This window comes from Aeribacillus sp. FSL K6-8210, assembly GCF_037963925.1.
Taxonomy (GTDB): Bacteria; Bacillota; Bacilli; order Bacillales; family Aeribacillaceae; genus Aeribacillus; species Aeribacillus composti.
The window spans coordinates 373,922-392,500 of the sequence record NZ_CP150172.1; the positions used below are offsets into that span (position 1 = coordinate 373,922).

An 18,579-nucleotide genomic window follows, 5' to 3' on the forward strand; every position below is an offset into this window, starting at 1 on the left:
TAATTGAGGCAAAGGGGTTGAAAAATTTGACGAGAGGCGTAAAGCTCGTGATTGTCTGTCTGCTTTTTGTGGGATTAATATCTGCATGTGGCGTAAAATCAAAAGAAGACGTTTCAAGTGCATTGAACAAAAAAATTGAAGAATTAAAAGGCTATAAGGTGAACGCCAAAATGACGATCAAAACAGCGGAAGAGCCGCATGTGTATGAAGTGGAAATTTGGCACAAAAAGCCCCATTATTATCGAGTGCTATTAAAAAATGATGACAGGGATCAAAGCCAGATTATTTTAAGAAATGATGATGGGGTATTTGTTCTGACTCCTGCTTTGAACAAAAGCTTCCGTTTCCAAAGCAATTGGCCGCAAAATTCGAGTCAAGCTTACCTGTATGAATCGCTTGTCCAAGATATATTGAAGGATAAAGAAGCGAAATTTGAAGTCGGGGAAAAGAACTATGTATTTGAAACAAAAACCAATTATCAAAACAATCAAATGCTCCCATACCAAAAAATTGCATTTCATAAGAAAAATTTGACACCTTCATATGTGAAAGTGATGGATGTTGATCGGAATGCGCTTGTTTCTGTTGAATTTTCCAATTTTGAATCGAATCCAAAATTTGATAAAAATGCCTTTGAAATAGAAAAAACGATGTCCAATGCCCAAGTGGATATTCCTGTTTTGGCTCAATCAGCGAACAAACAATTTGCTGTTCTTTATCCGCTTAAGGAAGACTTGCCGGAAGGTGTCGATCTCGTCCAAGAAAAAGAGCTGAATACAGATAGCGGAAAACGAGTAGTATTAACTTACGGAGGCGAAAAATCATTTACTCTTATTGAGGAGCTTGCGGAAGTTTCACCAGTTACCTCTTCAGAATTTGTCAGCGGAGAGCTGGTCGATTTAGGGTTTGCAGTTGGAGCGCTGACCGACAATTCTTTAACATGGACATATAATGGTGTGGATTATATGCTCGCTTCAAACGAACTGACGCAAGAAGAAATGATTGCAGTTGCTCGTTCTGTACAAAGCCAATCAGGGAAGTAGTAAAATTGAGCGGCAAAAGAAACGATCTTCTGCCGCCTTTTTTATGTACTATTGTTTAAAAAGAAACAGTGATATAAAATAAACAAAACGATATCGTTGGAGATGAAATTAAGATGCAGAACTATTTCCGAGATACATGGGCAGAAATTAATTTAGATCATATTGAAGCGAACATTCATGGATTAAAGGAACATTTGCCGAATGAAACTGAAATTATTGCTGTTGTGAAAGCTAATGCTTATGGTCATGGAGATGTGGAAGTTGCCCAAGCAGCATTGTCAGCAGGTGCTGCTAAATTAGCAGTCGCTTTTCTAGATGAAGCATTGAAATTGAGACAAGCAGGAATAAAGGCCCCTATCCTCGTTTTAGGAGCGGTAAGACCAGAAGATGTTACAGTTGCAGGAGAAAATGGGATAAGTGTGACTGCCTATTCAGCTGAATGGCTGGAAAGTGCTGGGAAATATTTAGGGAAAACATCAGTCAACATCCACTTGAAATTAGACACAGGTATGGGACGGATCGGAATAAGAGATAAAAAAGAACTCGAACAAGCCATTTCGCTCATAAAGGGACAGCAGTTATGTCGATTAGAAGGTATATTCACTCATTTTGCCACAGCAGACGAACACGATACAGCATATTTTGAACAGCAATATGAACGTTTCCTGGAATTATTGCAAATCGTGGATACAGACGGTTTGATTATTCATTGTGCTAACAGTGCTGCGACTCTTCGCTTTCCAACAAAAACTTTTAATGCGGTTCGCTTTGGCATTTCCATGTATGGTTTGGCGCCATCGGAATTTATCAAAAGCACGCTGCCTTTTCCGTTATATGAAGCCTTTTCTTTACACTCAAAGATTGTTCATATTAAAAAAATAAAAAAAGGGGAAAAAGTAAGTTACGGAGCAACATACGCAGCGAAAGAGGAGGAATGGATTGGTACGGTTCCAATCGGTTATGCTGATGGATGGATTCGAAAATTGACTGGTTCGGAAGTTCTTGTCGATGGAAGGCGCGTTCCTATTATCGGGCGCATTTGCATGGATCAACTGATGATTAAGCTTCCGGAAAAAAAACCTGTCGGGACAAAAGTGACACTTATCGGTTCACAAGGCAATGACATGATTTCAGTCGATGAAGTGGCCAAACGGCTGGAAACGATTAATTATGAAATTCCATGCATGATCAATTGGCGGGTTCCTCGGATTTATATAAGAAATGGTGGCAAAACAAACGTAAGAAATCCTCTGCTTACTGAAAAATGAAGAAACTTGAATAAAATATTCATATCAATGCCGATAATATTGAAGAAATTATTTGAAAAATGGCTTTGCTTCAACGAATATAAATGTTAATATTAATATTGGAATAAAATGATTTCGGCTTTGTAGGAACGGTGGAGGTGTATTTTGGTGTCTGAATCCAGCTCAACAACGGAAATTATTGTTCGATTGCCACAAGCACTTGTTTCTGAATTAGATGGAATCGTGAAACAGGAAAACGGAAACAGAAGTGAATTTATTTATCAAGCAATGAAAATGTATTTGAGAGAGCGTAAAAAACGCCAAATTCGCGAGTCAATGAGACGCGGTTATATGGAAATGGCGAAGATCAATCTAAATATTGCATCGGAGGCTTTTCTGGCAGAGTATGAGGCTGAACACACCGTTGAACGCTTAGTTAGCGGGGGGTAATCTTTTGATTGTTAAACGCGGCGACGTTTATTTTGCTGATTTATCCCCTGTAGTTGGTTCAGAGCAAGGCGGCGTTCGTCCAGTTTTAATTATCCAAAATGATATAGGGAATCGTTTTAGTCCAACGGTGATCGTAGCCGCTATTACAGCACAAATTCAAAAAGCAAAATTGCCGACTCATGTTGAAATTGATGCGAAAAAATATGGATTTGAACGGGATTCGGTCATTTTGCTTGAGCAGATTAGAACGATTGATAAACAACGGTTAACGGATAAAATTACCCATCTTGATGATGAAATGATGGATAAAGTGGACGATGCCTTACAAATCAGTTTAGGGCTGATCGATTTCTAATATTTTTTACGTATATTTCAACGATCTTTTCAAAAGGACTGCCTGCAGGTAGAATGTTTAAAATAAATAAGATTGAAAAAATGTCCACAGTTGCGAAACTGTGGTATTTTTGATTTTTGCGCAAAAATGAACAGACGTGCTGACAAGCTGCATTCGCTTTTTTAAACGACGAAGCATTTAAAAACAGCATCTTCCATAGTCGAGAAGCGAAAGGAAGATTTGCCGCATTCCCTTTATAAAATAGCTGTAAGCAATGCATGCGACAGCATTAGCAGATATTGTGGAAGAAAAATGATAAAAACGGGAACATATCTATAATTTTTTTTTATTTTTCTACAGTAGCGTTGCATAAAAAATAAAAACATTTTATGCAGAATTTTCTGAATAAAATATTTTATAATAAACGAAAAACAAGGCAGTAACCAACTAAAGGTGATCACTATCCATTTGGTAATAAATGTATTTGTTTTATTGTTACATGGCTACTGCGCTTCGCCGACTTTTTTCAACTCATTCCCGTTGAATTCGTTCCACCCACACGGTACTTGGTTTCCAAAGAAAAACGCGAAGCCAACGATAAATCTGGGTGAGAGAATGTTTCGATTTCATTTCAAGTTGAATAAGAATGAGTAAACAGTAAGAAATCAGAGCTAAGTAAACCTGATTTTCTACAGCTTCTGGACTCGTTCCATAAAGATGTTTGAGTGTTAAACGTTGCTTAATCCACTTAAAAAATAGTTCAATGGCCCATCGAGAACGATAGATATCACCAAGTTCTTCTGGATCTAGGTCGAATCGGTTCGTAATGATTCGAATTCGATTCCCGTCCGAATCGAATGTTTCGATTAATCGAAAGACATTTTCCGTTCGTTTTTGTGGTGTCCCAATGACCACCATCGAATCAGATAAAATAGAGGAATTGGATGGGACAGAGAACGATTCAAGAAATCGAACATAGGCATTCTTTTTCAGACGGGAGGCGAAAAAGAGGCCTTTATCACAGTAATAATCGAACTTTTCGTAGTCTACATAACCACGATCAAACACGTACATGGCATCTGTTTCGTCGATCAGTTGTTCCATTTGTGTTCGATCATTGTTCCCTGCTGGGGTCATGACCATTTTTTCCGGATAAACCGTATCTTCATTGACAAACACCAGTCGTAAATGAACCTTAATTCCCGACTTCGTTTTGCGAAACGTAGCCCATTGATATTTTTTCAGATTCAGTGAAATGGTCGTAGAATCCACGATTTTTAAGCCACTCACCTGACTGGAGGAATTCGTGGACATCTGGCGGATTTGATTCACTAAATCCAGAAAGATTTCTGCGAGCAATTCGGGTTTTACTTGGCGATGTTTTCGAGAAAGTTGTGAAGCACTAATAGATGTCAATCCTAATTCTCGCTGAAAATCATCCAGTAACGCATCATCGGCGATGGCGCGCAGTCCTTCTCGTTGTTGAAGTTGAGCATGCAAAAACAAAAGTAAATACGCTTTTGTGGTTAATTTTTTCGTATATTTATCTTGTTTCATCTCTTCAATTCTTTGTGTAAATTTAACAGAATTGAGAGGAGTGACCCATTTACCAAATGAAGAAAATAGTGTATCCTTGTCCATAGGCTTCATCCTTTATATTGGATTTGGACAGGGACCACCTGTACCATCCATTATAAAGGATTTTTTTATGGACTTTTTTCAATTCGGAATTTTCGAATTAAATTAATGCAACGCTAGTGATTTTTCTATAAAACAGTAGATGAGCAAAATCACTAACATAAATTTACATCGAAACAAAAAAGGAGACATGAACCCGATTCCTTGGTTAGAATAGATGTGCCAACAAACCATTCACACAAGGAGGTTCATGTCTCATGAATAGATTAGCACATCATCAAGGAATCCACAAGTTTTTCACGATGTTGGGGTTGGCACTTTATTTTTCAAAACCTGTCATGAAGCATCTCGTTCATATCGTGGATGCGATGATCACGAAAGGCTTTTCTGGAACGTTGACCGATCTTCATCATTGGAGCTTTCACCCCAATCATCGAACGACACTCAGCCATTTTTTCACGAAAAGCCCTTGGGATGAAGAGACGCTGCTTGGCAAACTCCAGCAATGGATGCTTCATCGTGTCGAACGGATCGCCAAACAGAAAAATCAACCCCTTTTTGTTTCGATCGATGATACGATTTGCCAAAAAATCAAGCCTTCGTCACGGGCAACGCACGCCATTCAAGGGTGTGATTGGCACTATTCTCACACAGAGAAAAAGTCGATCTGGGGACATTCTCTTGTTTGGCTCATGGTTCATACGATGACCCAGGCTTTTCCCTTTGCGTTCCGCCTCTACGACAAGGCGGCTGGGAAAAGCAAGGGGGAACTCGCGATCGAGATGCTTTCTTCTTTGGATGTACGCCGTCCCGTTTATGTGCTGATGGATTCGTGGTATCCATCGCAAGCGCTCGTGGAAGCCTGTCTGAAAAAAGGATTTCACGTCATCGCGATGCTCAAAACGAACCGGATTCTCTATCCGAAAGGCATCGCCATCCAAGCCAAACAGTTTGCCCGCTATATCGAACCGAACGACACCCATCTCGTCACGGTGGGAGAAGAGCGTTATCGCGTGTATCGCTACGAGGGATCGCTGAAAGGTCTCGATGATGCCGTTGTGTTGTTGGCTTGGAAAGCCGATCAGCCGATGACACCCGAACATCTTCACTGCGTCTTGAGCACCGACCGGGAGCTAAGCGATGAAGAGATCTTGCGCTACTATGCCCAACGTTGGTCGATCGAATGCTTTTTTCGACAAGCGAAAGACCAGCTGAAGCTCGATGGGTACCGTGTTCGTCATCGTCGGGCGGTGAAACGGTATTGGATCTTGGTGCAACTCGCTTATGTGTACAGTATGGTCGAGTCCAACCGGGATTTCTCTACTGGGCTTGATCTTCTCCGAACGAAGAAAGGGCATAGTCTCGTCGAGTTCATTTACCATGCAGCGAAGCAAGATATTCCCATTGATGTTGTCAAAAAACAGCTCCATGTGGCATAAGGGGTACCCTGTTTGTCTCTTTTGGTATGGTAATTATTGTTATGAAAATTGCTCATCTACAGTATAAAAGTTGAAAAGGCAAAGTTTTTGAAAGGAGACATGCAACATGTCACTGAAAATTTCTGAAATAGTTGAATTTATCCGAATGCATCGAGACGAGATTATGAAGGATTGGATTGATCGCTTCAACAAGGCTGATGCCCAATCAATTTCCGCTGAGTCTGATCAAATTGATCAAGCAATTGCTGCAGAATATGTGAATATTCTCATCGAATGGAGCAAAAACAAAGAAGATGAATTTTCTGGAAAAATTCATGAATTTTCAAAACGGATTGTCCAGCTTGACTGGCCAATGGACAAAATTGCTCAATGCTTACATACTTTTGAAAAAATATTATTTGCTAAATTGCTTGAGAAACAAATACCGGGTGATCCGCTTGAATTATTATCGGAGATAGAGAAAGTTACCTCACCGGTTAATCGGGAAGTATTTCTGCAATATACCTCTTCATATGAAAGAACCATTAATCTCCAAAAAATGGCTCTGCAAGAATTGTCTGCGCCGTTGATTCCGGTTTTTGATAGCATCACTGTTATGCCATTGATTGGAACGATTGATACGGACCGTGCCAAAAGAATTATGGAAAATTTATTAAAAGGGGTCGTTAAATATCGTTCTGAAGTGGTGCTGATTGATATAACCGGTGTGCCTGTTGTGGATACGATGGTAGCCCATCACATTATACAAGCTGCAGAAGCAGTTCGTCTTGTAGGAGCAAAAAGTTTGCTTGTCGGCATTCGCCCTGAAATTGCGCAAACGATAGTGAATCTAGGCATTGATTTAAGTCAAATTACAACGAAAAATACCCTTCAAAAAGGCATCGAAGCTGCGCTTGAAATGACCAATCGAAAAATTGTTTCAATGGGTGAACGCAGATGATGAAAACGTCGAAAATACCTATTTTAAAACTGTATAATAATCTATTAATTTCAATACAGTGGGAGCTGGACGACAAAACAGCGATGCAATTTCAGGAAGATTTATTAAAGAAAATTCATGAAACAGGAGCAACAGGTGTTGTCATTGATTTAACTTCCGTTGATGTCATTGATTCATTTATCGCCAAGATTTTAGGGGACTGTGTCAACATGTCTAAGTTAATGGGGGCGACGGTCGTATTGACAGGTATTCAGCCTGCTGTGGCTATTACGCTGATCGAATTAGGCATTGAACTGGAAGATATTCATACTGCGCTTGACTTGGAAAAAGGGCTGGAATTGCTTAAGGAGCTGGAGGATTAGAATGGATGGCCAATCCTGTGTAATGATTATGAACGAATGGGATATTGTGGCTGCCCGCCAATTGGGTCGTCATGCTGCGAAAGAACTTGGATTCGGCGCAGTGGACCAAGCCCGGATTACCACCGCAATATCAGAATTAGCAAGGAACATTTATCATTATGCAAATGGTGGGAAAATTTACATCGATAAAATTGAAGAAAAAGAAAAAAAAGGAATTAAAATTACCGCCTCTGATCATGGGCCGGGAATTCCTGATATTCGCAAGGCAATGGAGGATGGATTTACGACGTCAGGAGGACTTGGGGCTGGATTGCCTGGTGTTAAGCGCTTAATGGACGAATTTTATATCGACTCAAAGACAGGCGAAGGGACCGTTGTACAAGTGGTGAAATGGCTTCGTTAGGAGGATTTTATGGCGTTTGATGATGATATTCAAATGAAATATAAAGAGATGTTAGCAAATTACATTCAAGAACTGACCGAACAAGCTTTATATGAAGGGCAGCGCTTCAGTTGGAAAGCAATTGAACATAAAATACCGCCTGAGGAAATCATCAACATCCATTTAAAAGTTTTAAAAGAATTATTTCCAGACATACCAAAAAAGATTTTAGATTCCTTTGACTTTTTATTGGAGGTAATGGTTGGTTATGGTCTGGCTTATCAAGAACATCAATTTTTGAGGGGCAGGCAGCTTGAGCTGAAATCCGAAATTGAAATTGCAGCAAACGTACAGCAGGCACTGCTGCAAACAAATATTCCAAAAGTCGAAGAATTGGACATAGGGGTCATCAGCGTTCCTGCCAAAATTATGAACGGAGATTATTACCAGTTTGCAGAACATGAAAACACAATGAGCGTTGCGATTGCGGATGTCATAGGCAAAGGCATACCTGCAGCATTGTGTATATCAATGATTAAATATGCGATGGACAGCCTCCTGGAATCAAGGCAAAATCCGAGCTACATATTAGAAAATTTAAATAGAGTTGTTGAACAAAACATCGATGTCAATATGTTTATTACCATGTTTTTTGGTAAGTACGATTTTCGGACGAATAAGATTACATATGCATCTGCAGGACATGAACCGGGCTTTTATTATTGCGCCAGCGAGGATCACTTTTATGACCTTCAATCAAAAGGGCTTGTTTTAGGTGTTGACCGGCAAGTGAAATATGAGCAATATGAATTAAATCTTTTCCAAAACGATATGATTATTCTTTTGTCAGATGGAGTAACTGAAACAAGAACGAAGGAAGGATTTATTGATAGAGCTGCAGTGACGAGCGCCATCCGAGCTCATTTACATTTGCCTGCTCAACAAATAGTAGAAAATATTTATAAAGATTTTGAGAAAATGCAAGGTTTTCAATTGCGGGATGATTTCACCTTAATCATTATGAAAAAAAATGTTTAAACGGCTTCGAAAAAGGGTATAAGTGAATGGATGATTTTGTCTTTTATGAGGGGGATCAGAATGAATCTTGAAATTGATATTAAAAAGGAAAAAAAGGTTTCGTATGTGCATCTAAAAGGAGAGATTGATGCCTATACTGCGCCAGCGCTAAAAAATAAACTTGCGCCCATTTCTGAGGAAAGCGAACCTTTTATTGAAGTCAACCTAAAAGATGTTGAATATATGGACTCAACCGGATTAGGAGTTTTTGTCGGATTGTTGAAAACGGTCAGAAAACAAGGCGGAAAGCTGAAATTGACAAATTTGTCGCCGCGGCTGGAGCGCTTATTTCATATTACCGGTTTGGACAGCATCATCGAGATTTCAAGAAAAGGTGAGGATTAATGGATAAATGTATTGATTACATTGAAATGAAAATACCTGCGAAAACTGAGTATATAGGGATTGTCAGATTGACTCTATCCGGTATCGCCAATAGAATGGGGTACACATATGATGACATTGAAGATTTAAAGATTGCCGTCAGTGAAGCGTGTACAAATGCGGTGCAGCATGCCTACGGTCATAATGAAAACGGTGAAGTGAGAATCGGCTTCAGCTTGTTTGAAAATCGATTAGAGATCACTGTTTCAGACGATGGAAAAAATTTCGATTTATCAAAAATGAAAGAAAACACCGGGCCTTATTCTCCTTCCATGCCGATTGAAAAATTGAGCGAGGGCGGTTTAGGTTTGTTTCTAATTAAAACGCTAATGGATGAAGTGACAATCGATATGAACTCAGGAGTAACTGTCAAGATGTCCAAGCTTTTAAATGAGGAGCGAATGAGAAATGAACAAACCTCATGGTCAAAAACGAAGCAATAACGAAATCCATGAACTCATTCGTCAAGTTCAGGAAAATAAAGATGAAAAAGCACAAGAACAAATTATTGAACTTTATCAGCCAATTGTTGTTGCACTGGCAAAAAAGTACTCAAGTTCGAAAATGTATCAGGAGGATTTGGTACAGGTCGGGATGATCGGTTTATTGGGAGCGATTGATCGCTTCGACCCAACAGTTGGGAAATCATTTGATGCGTTTGTTGTTCCAACGATTATTGGAGAAATCAAACGCTATCTTCGGGATAAAACGTGGAGCGTCCATGTGCCCCGCAGAATGAAAGAACTTGGACCAAAAATAAATGCAGCGGTGGAGCAGTTGACGAGTCAGCTGGAGCGCTCTCCGAAGGTCAAGGAAATAGCAGAATATTTAGGAGCAGCTGAGGAAGAAGTTTTGGAAGCTATGGAAATGGTCAAAAACTATCATACGCTTTCTGTTGATCACTCAATAGAAGCTGGACCGGATGGAACCGCGGTCACCATTTTAGATCTTGTCGGACAAAAAGACGAGGGCTTTGAACGCATTCTTCAAAAACTGACTATTGAAAACATTATGCACGTTTTAACTGAGAGAGAAAAAGAAATTATTCTACATTCTTTTTATCATAACCGCAGTCAAAAAGAAATAGGTGAAATTTTAGGTATCTCCCAAATGCATGTTTCCAGACTATTGCGCCAAGCATTAAAAAAATTAAAAAAAGCTGTTCACGCTGATCCAATGGAGATAGGGCAATGATTCAATATCAAGAAACTGAACATATTCAATTTTTGACATGTCAGGTTGGAAAAGTAGGCAGTGCTTATTGTGGAGACAGTTTTTTCACCTGTACGGACGAGCATAGATTTGTTTGTGTTGTCGCAGATGGGTTGGGAAGTGGACAAGCTGCGCGTGAATCATCTGAAATCATATGCCAAACGGTGAAGCAATACCAGCAGGAAACTGTACATGAGATTTTTAAACAGTGCCATAAGAAATTAAAAGGTAAAAGAGGCGCGACAGTCGGAATATTAAAAGTGGATTTCGTAGACAAAACTATTACATACGGCTCGGTAGGAAACGTTCGTTTCATCTTATATTTGCCTTCTGGGGAATACATTTATCCAATTCCAACCGCTGGATATTTACCTGGTAAAATGAAGAAATATCGCATCCGCACTTTTTCATATGAAAAAGGGTCAAAATTTATTATTCACACTGATGGCCTTTATGCTTCAAACATTAAAACGGCGTTAAAAGATCATTCTTCTATTCACGAGATTGCGAAAGGCTTCAATAAATTTCTTTCCGATCGGACAGATGATTTAACTTATATAATCGGGCAGCTTTTTTAATTGTTGGGACAATCGGATGGATAACGGTTGTCTTTTTATGTTGAAAAAATTTTTGATAAAATGTTTATGTAGATGGAAATAGTAGTGGAGGCTAAAGAATGTTAAATAATGAGAAAATTTTTCAAATGTTAAGCAGCGAATTATCAATATCCACCAAACAAATTCAAAATGTCATTGCATTGCTTGAAGACGGCAACACCGTTCCTTTTATTGCGCGGTACAGAAAAGAACAAACAGGCGCTTTAAATGAAGTGGAAATACGAAACATTAGTGAACGCTGGCAATACATACAAAACCTTGAAAAAAGAAAAGAAGAAGTTATTCGGTTAATTGAGGAACAAGGAAAACTAACAGAATCTTTGCGAAATGAAATACTGGCGGCTGAAAAATTGCAGCAAGTTGAAGACTTGTATCGGCCATACCGGCAAAAAAGAAGAACGAAAGCAACGATTGCAAAAGAAAGAGGGCTTGAGCCTTTAGCCAAATGGATATATTCCTTGCCGCTAGCGGGATCGATTGAAGAAGAAGCCGAAAAATACATCAATGAAGAGAAAGAAATCCATACGGTTGAAGATGCTCTCTCTGGTGCAAAAGATATTATTGCAGAATGGATTTCAGACGATCCGAATTATCGGCAATGGATAAGGGAGCAAACGTTGAAAGAAGGTATGGTCGTCTCAACGTGTAAAGACGAAGAAAAAGATGAGAAAAAAGTATTCGAAATGTATTACCAATATGAAGAACCGATCAGAAAAATCGTTCCCCATCGTGTTTTGGCGTTAAACAGAGGGGAGAAGGAAGGGATTTTAAGGGTGGCAATCGAGCCGCCGACAGAACAAATAGTAGCCTATTTGAAGAAAAAAATTGTTTCGGATCAAAGGACAATTGCTGCTGATATTTTAATTGAAACGTTGGAGGATGCGTATAGACGGCTCATACAGCCTTCGATTGAGCGGGAGATTAGAAAAGAATTGACTGAAAAAGCTGAAGATCAGGCCATTCGTGTTTTTTCCGAAAATTTAAGAAAACTGCTCCTTCAACCTCCATTAAAAGGAACGATCGTTTTAGGAATCGACCCGGCTTACCGTACAGGATGCAAGCTTGCGGCAGTCGATGAAACTGGAAAAGTTCTTTATATTGATGTGATTTATCCTCATCCGCCAAAAAATGAAATAGAAAAATCAAAACAAAAGCTGATCGATATTATTCAACGCTTCCAAATTGAAGTAATCGCTATCGGCAATGGAACAGCTTCAAGAGAAACAGAACAATTTGTTGCAGATGTAATAAAAGAATTAAAAGAAGATATTTATTATTTAATTGTTAACGAGGCGGGAGCAAGTGTTTATTCAGCTTCTGATTTAGCCCGGGAAGAGTTCCCAGATCTTGAAGTCGAAGAACGCAGCGCAGTATCCATTGCTAGAAGGCTTCAAGATCCGCTTGCTGAATTGGTGAAAATTGATCCTAAATCAATCGGTGTTGGTCAATACCAGCATGATGTATCCCAAAAGAAATTGCATGACTCTTTAACGTTTGTTGTGGAAACAGTTGTCAACCAAGTCGGTGTCAACGTAAATACTGCTTCGCCGTCTCTGTTGCAATACGTATCTGGATTATCAAAAACAGTGGCTCATAATATTGTGAAACGGAGAGAAGAAATTGGAAAATTTGTGAATCGCAACGATTTAAAATCCATCCCACGGCTTGGGGAGAAAACGTATGAGCAATGTATCGGCTTTTTAAGAATATTGGACGGCGACGATCCGCTTGACAGGACGAGCATTCATCCTGAAAGCTATGAAGACGCTAGAAAACTGCTGTCAAGCCTTTCATTGACAGTCGATGATATCGGTACAGAACTGTTGAAAGATAAAATCAGATCGCTGAATATTCAAGAAACTTCAAAAGCCTTGCATATTGGCGAATATACATTGAAGGATATATGCGATGCTTTAATGAGACCGGAGCGCGATCCTCGTGATGAAGTTCCAAAACCTCTTTTGAAAAAAGATGTGCTGCAGCTTGAAGACTTGAAAGAAGGAATGGAGCTGCAAGGAACGGTTCGAAACGTAGTAGACTTTGGTGTATTTGTTGATATCGGCGTTAAACAGGATGGACTTGTGCACATTTCAAAATTAAGCAAACAATATGTAAAGCATCCTTTGGACGTTGTTTCGGTTGGGGACATCGTGACAGTCTGGGTGGAAAAAGTTGATGTTGATAAAGGAAGAGTCGCTTTAACAATGGTTAAATAAATAACAACAGAAATCACGGCTGTCGGCAAAGTCGACAGCTGATTTTTTTATCAACCTTATATTGCATGCTGATGGAAGCAAACAACGATCTATCAACCAAAAATTTTGAAAAAAAGTTAGTCTGTTCTTTGAGAGCTGTTGAATTATGAGCAATGCTTTTTTCTATAGAAATACCAGCATTGATTTAATAACTTGATTTGATAAACGTTTTTTTCATAATATGCTTTCTTCATTTGATTTATAAGCCAATTCGGCATTGGTTAATACCTCCTTGGATGTATTGTTCTTTTTGGCTTGCCATTTTATGGTCAAGAAAAAAAGCATATGCTAAAATAAAATATGTGAGTCCGATTAGATGTAGTAATATTTATTGTATGCGTTAAGTTGTTGTCCTGTTCAACATGTTTTTAAAGTAGGTGCAGTACATTGAATGATGACCAGCTTCAAAAACTTGTGGAGCAAATTTCACTATCCTTTTTTGGGAAAAAATTTGTTCACAAAGCGTATTTTAATCACCGTCTTCGAACAACAGGCGGAAGATATTTATTAAACAGCCATGATATTGAAGTGAATAAAAAATATTATGAACAATACGGAATGGACGAATTAATAGGGATTATTAAGCATGAACTTTGCCACTACCATCTTCATATCGAAGGAAAAGGTTTTCGGCATCGGGACTCTGACTTTAAAATGCTTTTAAAAAAAGTAGGTGCACCTAGATTTTGCACACCATTAAGAGAAAAAAATAAAAATAATATTATTTATATTTATAAATGCCTATCATGTATGAGCACTTTTATTCGCCGTAGAAAAATGAACCCAGAACGATATTTATGCGGAAAGTGCGGAGGAAAAATTCAATTTTATAAAAATAATGGTTGACGAAAAGGAGAAAGATATGATAAAGTATAAAAGCCGTCGCTAATTGGATGGTAGCGAAAAACAATATATAATGAACTGTTGACAAAATTATAAATGCTCATTACAATGGTTACAGTCGTCAATTTTTTCTTCATTCCGCAGTAGCTCAGTGGTAGAGCATTCGGCTGTTAACCGAACGGTCGCAGGTTCGAATCCTGCCTGCGGAGCCAATTTGGAGAAGTACCCAAGTGGCTGAAGGGGCTCCCCTGCTAAGGGAGTAGGTCGTGTAAGCGGCGCGAGGGTTCAAATCCCTCCTTCTCCGCCATGAAAAATGGCCCGTTGGTCAAGTGGTTAAGACACCGCCCTTTCACGGCGGTAACACGGGTTCGAATCCCGTACGGGTCATTCATATTCGCTGAAATAGGAAGTTGAAAAACTTCCTATTTCTAACTTTAAAAAATCCAAAACAAAAAGTCTTTACATAGCGTTCAAAAAATGTTACAATAAATTTTGTGACTTTTTGATGGGCTATAGCCAAGCGGTAAGGCAACGGACTTTGACTCCGTGATGCGCTGGTTCGAATCCAGCTAGCCCAGCCACTTATTATAAAAATAATAAGAGCCATTAGCTCAGTCGGTAGAGCAACGAGCAAGGCTTCGTTGAATAAGCAGCGAGTTGTCCCGACGCATCCAGCATCCTTGAGAAAGCTGGAAGAGGAAGGGACATCTGACCGACTTTAAAACAGATTAGAAGAAATTACTTTTTATGAGCCATTAGCTCAGTCGGTAGAGCATCTGACTTTTAATCAGAGGGTCGGAGGTTCGAATCCTCCATGGCTCACCATTTAATGCGGGTGTGGCGGAATTGGCAGACGCACTAGACTTAGGATCTAGCGCCTTACGGCGTGGGGGTTCAAGTCCCTCCACCCGCATATTCGCGGTAGTGGCGGAATGGCAGACGCGCTAGGTTGAGGGCCTAGTGGGGGCGACCCCGTGGAGGTTCGAGTCCTCTCTACCGCACCAAAAAAGTGTTGACATCATATTTTAAGTGAGTTACAATAAAAAACCTGTGGAATGCGCCCGTAGCTCAATTGGATAGAGCGTTTGACTACGGATCAAAAGGTTAGGGGTTCGACTCCTCTCGGGCGCGCCATATACGGGAAGTAGCTCAGCTTGGTAGAGCACATGGTTTGGGACCATGGGGTCGCAGGTTCGAATCCTGTCTTCCCGATTTTGATCAATATAGGCTTAAAAGCAAAATTGCATGAATAAATTAAGATATGTGGGTGTAGTTTAGTGGTAAAACCTCAGCCACGAGCGACACTTCAATGAATAATCTGCGAGTTGCCTCGACGCATTTACATCCTCGAACAATGCTGGAAGAGGAAGAGGCATGGAAAATGCGTGTTTATCATCTAAATAGAAAAACAAATATTTTCGCGCGGGTGTAGTTTAGTGGTAAAACCTCAGCCTTCCAAGCTGATGTCGTGGGTTCGATTCCCATCACCCGCTCCAAAATGATCCTTGAAAACTGAACAAAACGAAAAGCGTGCCTGTTGATTCTGACAAGAGCATTTGGTGACAAACTTTTTTTGGAGAGTTTGATCCTGGCTCAGGACGAACGCTGGCGGCGTGCCTAATACATGCAAGTCGAGCGGACCGAAGGGAGCTTGCTCCTTTAGGTTAGCGGCGGACGGGTGAGTAACACGTGGGCAACCTGCCCTGCAGACTGGGATAACTTCGGGAAACCGGAGCTAATACCGGATAACACCGAAAACCGCATGGTTTTCGGTTGAAAGGCGGCTTTTAGCTGTCACTGCAGGATGGGCCCGCGGCGCATTAGCTAGTTGGTGAGGTAACGGCTCACCAAGGCGACGATGCGTAGCCGACCTGAGAGGGTGACCGGCCACACTGGGACTGAGACACGGCCCAGACTCCTACGGGAGGCAGCAGTAGGGAATCTTCCGCAATGGACGAAAGTCTGACGGAGCAACGCCGCGTGAGCGAAGAAGGTCTTCGGATCGTAAAGCTCTGTTGTCAGGGAAGAACAAGTGCCGTTCGAACAGGGCGGTACCTTGACGGTACCTGACGAGGAAGCCACGGCTAACTACGTGCCAGCAGCCGCGGTAATACGTAGGTGGCAAGCGTTGTCCGGAATTATTGGGCGTAAAGCGCGCGCAGGCGGTTCCTTAAGTCTGATGTGAAATCTCGCGGCTCAACCGCGAGCGGCCATTGGAAACTGGGGAACTTGAGTGCAGGAGAGGGGAGCGGAATTCCACGTGTAGCGGTGAAATGCGTAGAGATGTGGAGGAACACCAGTGGCGAAGGCGGCTCTCTGGCCTGTAACTGACGCTGAGGCGCGAAAGCGTGGGGAGCGAACAGGATTAGATACCCTGGTAGTCCACGCCGTAAACGATGAGTGCTAAGTGTTAGAGGGTATCCACCCTTTAGTGCTGCAGCAAACGCATTAAGCACTCCGCCTGGGGAGTACGGCCGCAAGGCTGAAACTCAAAGGAATTGACGGGGACCCGCACAAGCGGTGGAGCATGTGGTTTAATTCGAAGCAACGCGAAGAACCTTACCAGGTCTTGACATCCCCTGACAACCCTAGAGATAGGGCGTTCCCCTTTCGGGGACAGGGTGACAGGTGGTGCATGGTTGTCGTCAGCTCGTGTCGTGAGATGTTGGGTTAAGTCCCGCAACGAGCGCAACCCTTGACCTTAGTTGCCAGCATTCAGTTGGGCACTCTAAGGTGACTGCCGGCTAAAAGTCGGAGGAAGGTGGGGATGACGTCAAATCATCATGCCCCTTATGACCTGGGCTACACACGTGCTACAATGGGTGGTACAAAGGGCAGCGAAACCGCGAGGTGGAGCGAATCCCAAAAAACCACTCTCAGTTCGGATTGCAGGCTGCAACTCGCCTGCATGAAGCCGGAATCGCTAGTAATCGCGGATCAGCATGCCGCGGTGAATACGTTCCCGGGTCTTGTACACACCGCCCGTCACACCACGAGAGTTTGTAACACCCGAAGTCGGTGGGGTAACCCTTACGGGAGCCAGCCGCCGAAGGTGGGACAAATGATTGGGGTGAAGTCGTAACAAGGTAGCCGTATCGGAAGGTGCGGCTGGATCACCTCCTTTCTAAGGATATATACATTGAAATAGGGTGCGCTTTTCCGTTTTGTTTAGTTTTGAAGGATCATATCCTTCTTGATTGTTCTTTGAAAACTGGATAACGGAAAGACATTCACGAATAGATCGCTCATGTTAGGAAGAAACGGTTAAGTTAGAAAGGGCGCACGGTGGATGCCTTGGCACTAGGAGCCGATGAAGGACGGGACAAACACCGAAATGCTTCGGGGAGCTGTAAGTAAGCGTCGATCCGGAGATGTCCGAATGGGGGAACCCACTGCCCGTAATGGGGCAGTATCCATACCTGAATCCATAGGGTATGGAGGGCAACCCGGGGAACTGAAACATCTAAGTACCCGGAGGAAGAGAAAGCAACAGCGATTCCCTGAGTAGCGGCGAGCGAAACGGGAACAGCCCAAACCAAGAGGCGTGCCTCTTGGGGTTGTAGGACACTCGATTAAGGAGTGACAAAGGAACGGGGTAGACGAAGAGGTCTGGAAAGGCCCGTCAGAGAAGGTAACAACCCTGTAGTCGAAACTCCGTTCCCTCCCGAGTGGATCCTGAGTACGGCGGGACACGTGAAATCCCGTCGGAAGCAGGGAGGACCATCTCCCAAGGCTAAATACTCCCTAGTGACCGATAGTGAACCAGTACCGTGAGGGAAAGGTGAAAAGCACCCCGGGAGGGGAGTGAAAGAGAACCTGAAACCGTGTGCCTACAAGTAGTCAGAGCCCGTTAACGGGTGATGGCGTGCCTTTTGTAGAATGAACCGGCGAGTTGCGATTTCGTGCAAGGTTAAGCCGAAAGGCGGAGCCGCAGCGAAAGCGAGTCTGAAGAGGGCGAAATAGTACGAGGTCGCAGACCCGAAACCAGGTGATCTACCCATGTCCAGGGTGAAGGCAAGGTAACACTTGCTGGAGGCCCGAACCCACGCACGTTGAAAAGTGCGGGGATGAGGTGTGGGTAGGGGTGAAATGCCAATCGAACTTGGAGATAGCTGGTTCTCTCCGAAATAGCTTTAGGGCTAGCCTCAAGGGAAGAGTCTTGGAGGTAGAGCACTGATTGGACGAGGGGCCCCCATCGGGTTACCGAATTCAGTCAAACTCCGAATGCCAATGACTTATCCTTGGGAGTCAGACTGCGAGTGATAAGATCCGTGGTCAAAAGGGAAACAGCCCAGACCGCCAGCTAAGGTCCCAAAGTATACGTTAAGTGGAAAAGGATGTGGAGCTGCTTAGACA

At 41.9% G+C, this 18,579-nt stretch carries 17 protein-coding genes, 10 tRNA genes and 2 rRNA genes (1 of these 29 running past the window's edge); 27 read left to right on the top strand and 2 right to left on the bottom strand.

Annotation, left to right across the window (positions count from 1 at the left end; all coding sequences use genetic code 11):
* Positions 1-26 precede the first annotated feature (26 nt).
* The 4 genes from NSQ41_RS01865 to ndoA all read left to right on the top strand — a co-directional run bounded on the left by NSQ41_RS01865 (position 27) and on the right by ndoA (position 3,095).
* Positions 27-1,043, top strand: a complete 1,017-nt coding sequence (locus NSQ41_RS01865) for an outer membrane lipoprotein carrier protein LolA (protein WP_165381955.1) — start codon at positions 27-29, stop codon at positions 1,041-1,043.
* A 113-nt stretch (positions 1,044-1,156) separates the two neighbouring features.
* Positions 1,157-2,311: an alanine racemase gene (alr, locus tag NSQ41_RS01870; RefSeq protein ID WP_144596845.1), complete on the top strand. Its 1,155-nt coding sequence runs from the start codon at positions 1,157-1,159 to the stop codon at positions 2,309-2,311.
* Positions 2,312-2,458: 147 nt separating this feature from the next.
* Entirely contained in the window at positions 2,459-2,740 is a 282-nt protein-coding gene (locus NSQ41_RS01875) for a hypothetical protein (protein WP_063388229.1), read from the top strand.
* 4 nt (positions 2,741-2,744) lie between these two features.
* Positions 2,745-3,095 (top strand): type II toxin-antitoxin system endoribonuclease NdoA, encoded by a 351-nt coding sequence (gene ndoA / locus NSQ41_RS01880; protein WP_063388230.1) that lies wholly within the window; start codon positions 2,745-2,747, stop codon positions 3,093-3,095.
* Positions 3,096-3,605: 510 nt separating this feature from the next.
* Here ndoA and NSQ41_RS01885 read toward each other — a convergent pair.
* The gene (locus NSQ41_RS01885) at positions 3,606-4,715 is read right to left on the bottom strand and encodes an IS4 family transposase (protein ID WP_144596560.1); all 1,110 of its coding nucleotides are present in this window, start codon (positions 4,713-4,715) and stop codon (positions 3,606-3,608) included.
* A gap of 254 nt (positions 4,716-4,969) precedes the next feature.
* Between NSQ41_RS01885 and NSQ41_RS01890 the strand changes: the two genes are divergently transcribed.
* From NSQ41_RS01890 to NSQ41_RS01935, 10 genes are all read left to right on the top strand, one after another.
* Positions 4,970-6,151: an IS701 family transposase gene (locus NSQ41_RS01890; protein ID WP_339197155.1), complete on the top strand. Its 1,182-nt coding sequence runs from the start codon at positions 4,970-4,972 to the stop codon at positions 6,149-6,151.
* A 106-nt stretch (positions 6,152-6,257) separates the two neighbouring features.
* Positions 6,258-7,091, top strand: coding sequence for an STAS domain-containing protein (locus NSQ41_RS01895; protein ID WP_339210890.1), 834 nt, complete (start codon positions 6,258-6,260; stop codon positions 7,089-7,091).
* Entirely contained in the window at positions 7,091-7,453 is a 363-nt protein-coding gene (locus tag NSQ41_RS01900) for an STAS domain-containing protein (RefSeq protein ID WP_063388242.1), read from the top strand. Before NSQ41_RS01895 ends, NSQ41_RS01900 begins: the two co-directional genes overlap by 1 nt.
* A gap of 1 nt (position 7,454) precedes the next feature.
* On the top strand, positions 7,455-7,856 hold the full coding sequence (locus tag NSQ41_RS01905; RefSeq protein WP_063388232.1) for an anti-sigma regulatory factor: 402 nt from the start codon (positions 7,455-7,457) through the stop codon (positions 7,854-7,856).
* A 9-nt stretch (positions 7,857-7,865) separates the two neighbouring features.
* Positions 7,866-8,873, top strand: coding sequence for a PP2C family protein-serine/threonine phosphatase (locus NSQ41_RS01910; RefSeq protein ID WP_066247065.1), 1,008 nt, complete (start codon positions 7,866-7,868; stop codon positions 8,871-8,873).
* A gap of 60 nt (positions 8,874-8,933) precedes the next feature.
* Positions 8,934-9,257 (top strand): anti-sigma factor antagonist, encoded by a 324-nt coding sequence (locus NSQ41_RS01915; RefSeq protein ID WP_339194049.1) that lies wholly within the window; start codon positions 8,934-8,936, stop codon positions 9,255-9,257.
* Positions 9,257-9,739, top strand: a complete 483-nt coding sequence (rsbW, locus tag NSQ41_RS01920; protein ID WP_063388235.1) for an anti-sigma B factor RsbW — start codon at positions 9,257-9,259, stop codon at positions 9,737-9,739. Before NSQ41_RS01915 ends, rsbW begins: the two co-directional genes overlap by 1 nt.
* Positions 9,705-10,490: an RNA polymerase sigma factor SigB gene (gene sigB, locus NSQ41_RS01925; protein WP_063388236.1), complete on the top strand. Its 786-nt coding sequence runs from the start codon at positions 9,705-9,707 to the stop codon at positions 10,488-10,490. The genes rsbW and sigB overlap by 35 nt, the downstream gene beginning before the upstream one ends.
* Positions 10,487-11,086, top strand: a complete 600-nt coding sequence (locus NSQ41_RS01930) for a PP2C family serine/threonine-protein phosphatase (RefSeq protein WP_063388237.1) — start codon at positions 10,487-10,489, stop codon at positions 11,084-11,086. The genes sigB and NSQ41_RS01930 overlap by 4 nt, the downstream gene beginning before the upstream one ends.
* 98 nt (positions 11,087-11,184) lie before the next feature.
* Positions 11,185-13,341: a Tex family protein gene (locus tag NSQ41_RS01935; protein WP_144596839.1), complete on the top strand. Its 2,157-nt coding sequence runs from the start codon at positions 11,185-11,187 to the stop codon at positions 13,339-13,341.
* Between the two features lie 143 nt (positions 13,342-13,484).
* Here NSQ41_RS01935 and cmpA read toward each other — a convergent pair whose 3' ends face one another.
* A complete protein-coding gene (gene cmpA, locus NSQ41_RS01940) occupies positions 13,485-13,598 on the bottom strand; it encodes a cortex morphogenetic protein CmpA (RefSeq protein ID WP_094245000.1) in 114 nt (37 codons plus the stop codon).
* A 169-nt stretch (positions 13,599-13,767) separates the two neighbouring features.
* Between cmpA and NSQ41_RS01945 the strand changes: the two genes are divergently transcribed.
* The 13 genes from NSQ41_RS01945 to NSQ41_RS02005 all read left to right on the top strand — a co-directional run.
* Positions 13,768-14,226, top strand: a complete 459-nt coding sequence (locus tag NSQ41_RS01945) for a SprT family protein (protein WP_063388239.1) — start codon at positions 13,768-13,770, stop codon at positions 14,224-14,226.
* A 134-nt stretch (positions 14,227-14,360) separates the two neighbouring features.
* Positions 14,361-14,435 (top strand) — tRNA-Asn (locus NSQ41_RS01950).
* 4 nt (positions 14,436-14,439) lie between these two features.
* Positions 14,440-14,530: transfer RNA gene (locus NSQ41_RS01955), tRNA-Ser, on the top strand.
* Positions 14,531-14,538: 8 nt separating this feature from the next.
* Positions 14,539-14,610, top strand: a tRNA-Glu gene (locus tag NSQ41_RS01960).
* A 119-nt stretch (positions 14,611-14,729) separates the two neighbouring features.
* Positions 14,730-14,804: transfer RNA gene (locus NSQ41_RS01965), tRNA-Gln, on the top strand.
* Between the two features lie 168 nt (positions 14,805-14,972).
* Positions 14,973-15,048 (top strand) — tRNA-Lys (locus tag NSQ41_RS01970).
* A 6-nt stretch (positions 15,049-15,054) separates the two neighbouring features.
* Positions 15,055-15,136 (top strand) — tRNA-Leu (locus tag NSQ41_RS01975).
* Between the two features lie 5 nt (positions 15,137-15,141).
* Positions 15,142-15,227, top strand: a tRNA-Leu gene (locus NSQ41_RS01980).
* A gap of 53 nt (positions 15,228-15,280) precedes the next feature.
* Positions 15,281-15,357: transfer RNA gene (locus tag NSQ41_RS01985), tRNA-Arg, on the top strand.
* Between the two features lie 4 nt (positions 15,358-15,361).
* Positions 15,362-15,435, top strand: a tRNA-Pro gene (locus NSQ41_RS01990).
* A 210-nt stretch (positions 15,436-15,645) separates the two neighbouring features.
* Positions 15,646-15,719 (top strand) — tRNA-Gly (locus tag NSQ41_RS01995).
* A 74-nt stretch (positions 15,720-15,793) separates the two neighbouring features.
* Positions 15,794-17,347 (top strand): 16S ribosomal RNA (locus tag NSQ41_RS02000).
* A 138-nt stretch (positions 17,348-17,485) separates the two neighbouring features.
* Positions 17,486-18,579 (top strand): 23S ribosomal RNA (locus NSQ41_RS02005); it runs 1,839 nt beyond the window's last position.
* The 16S and 23S rRNA genes sit together here with 10 tRNA genes alongside, the layout of an rRNA operon.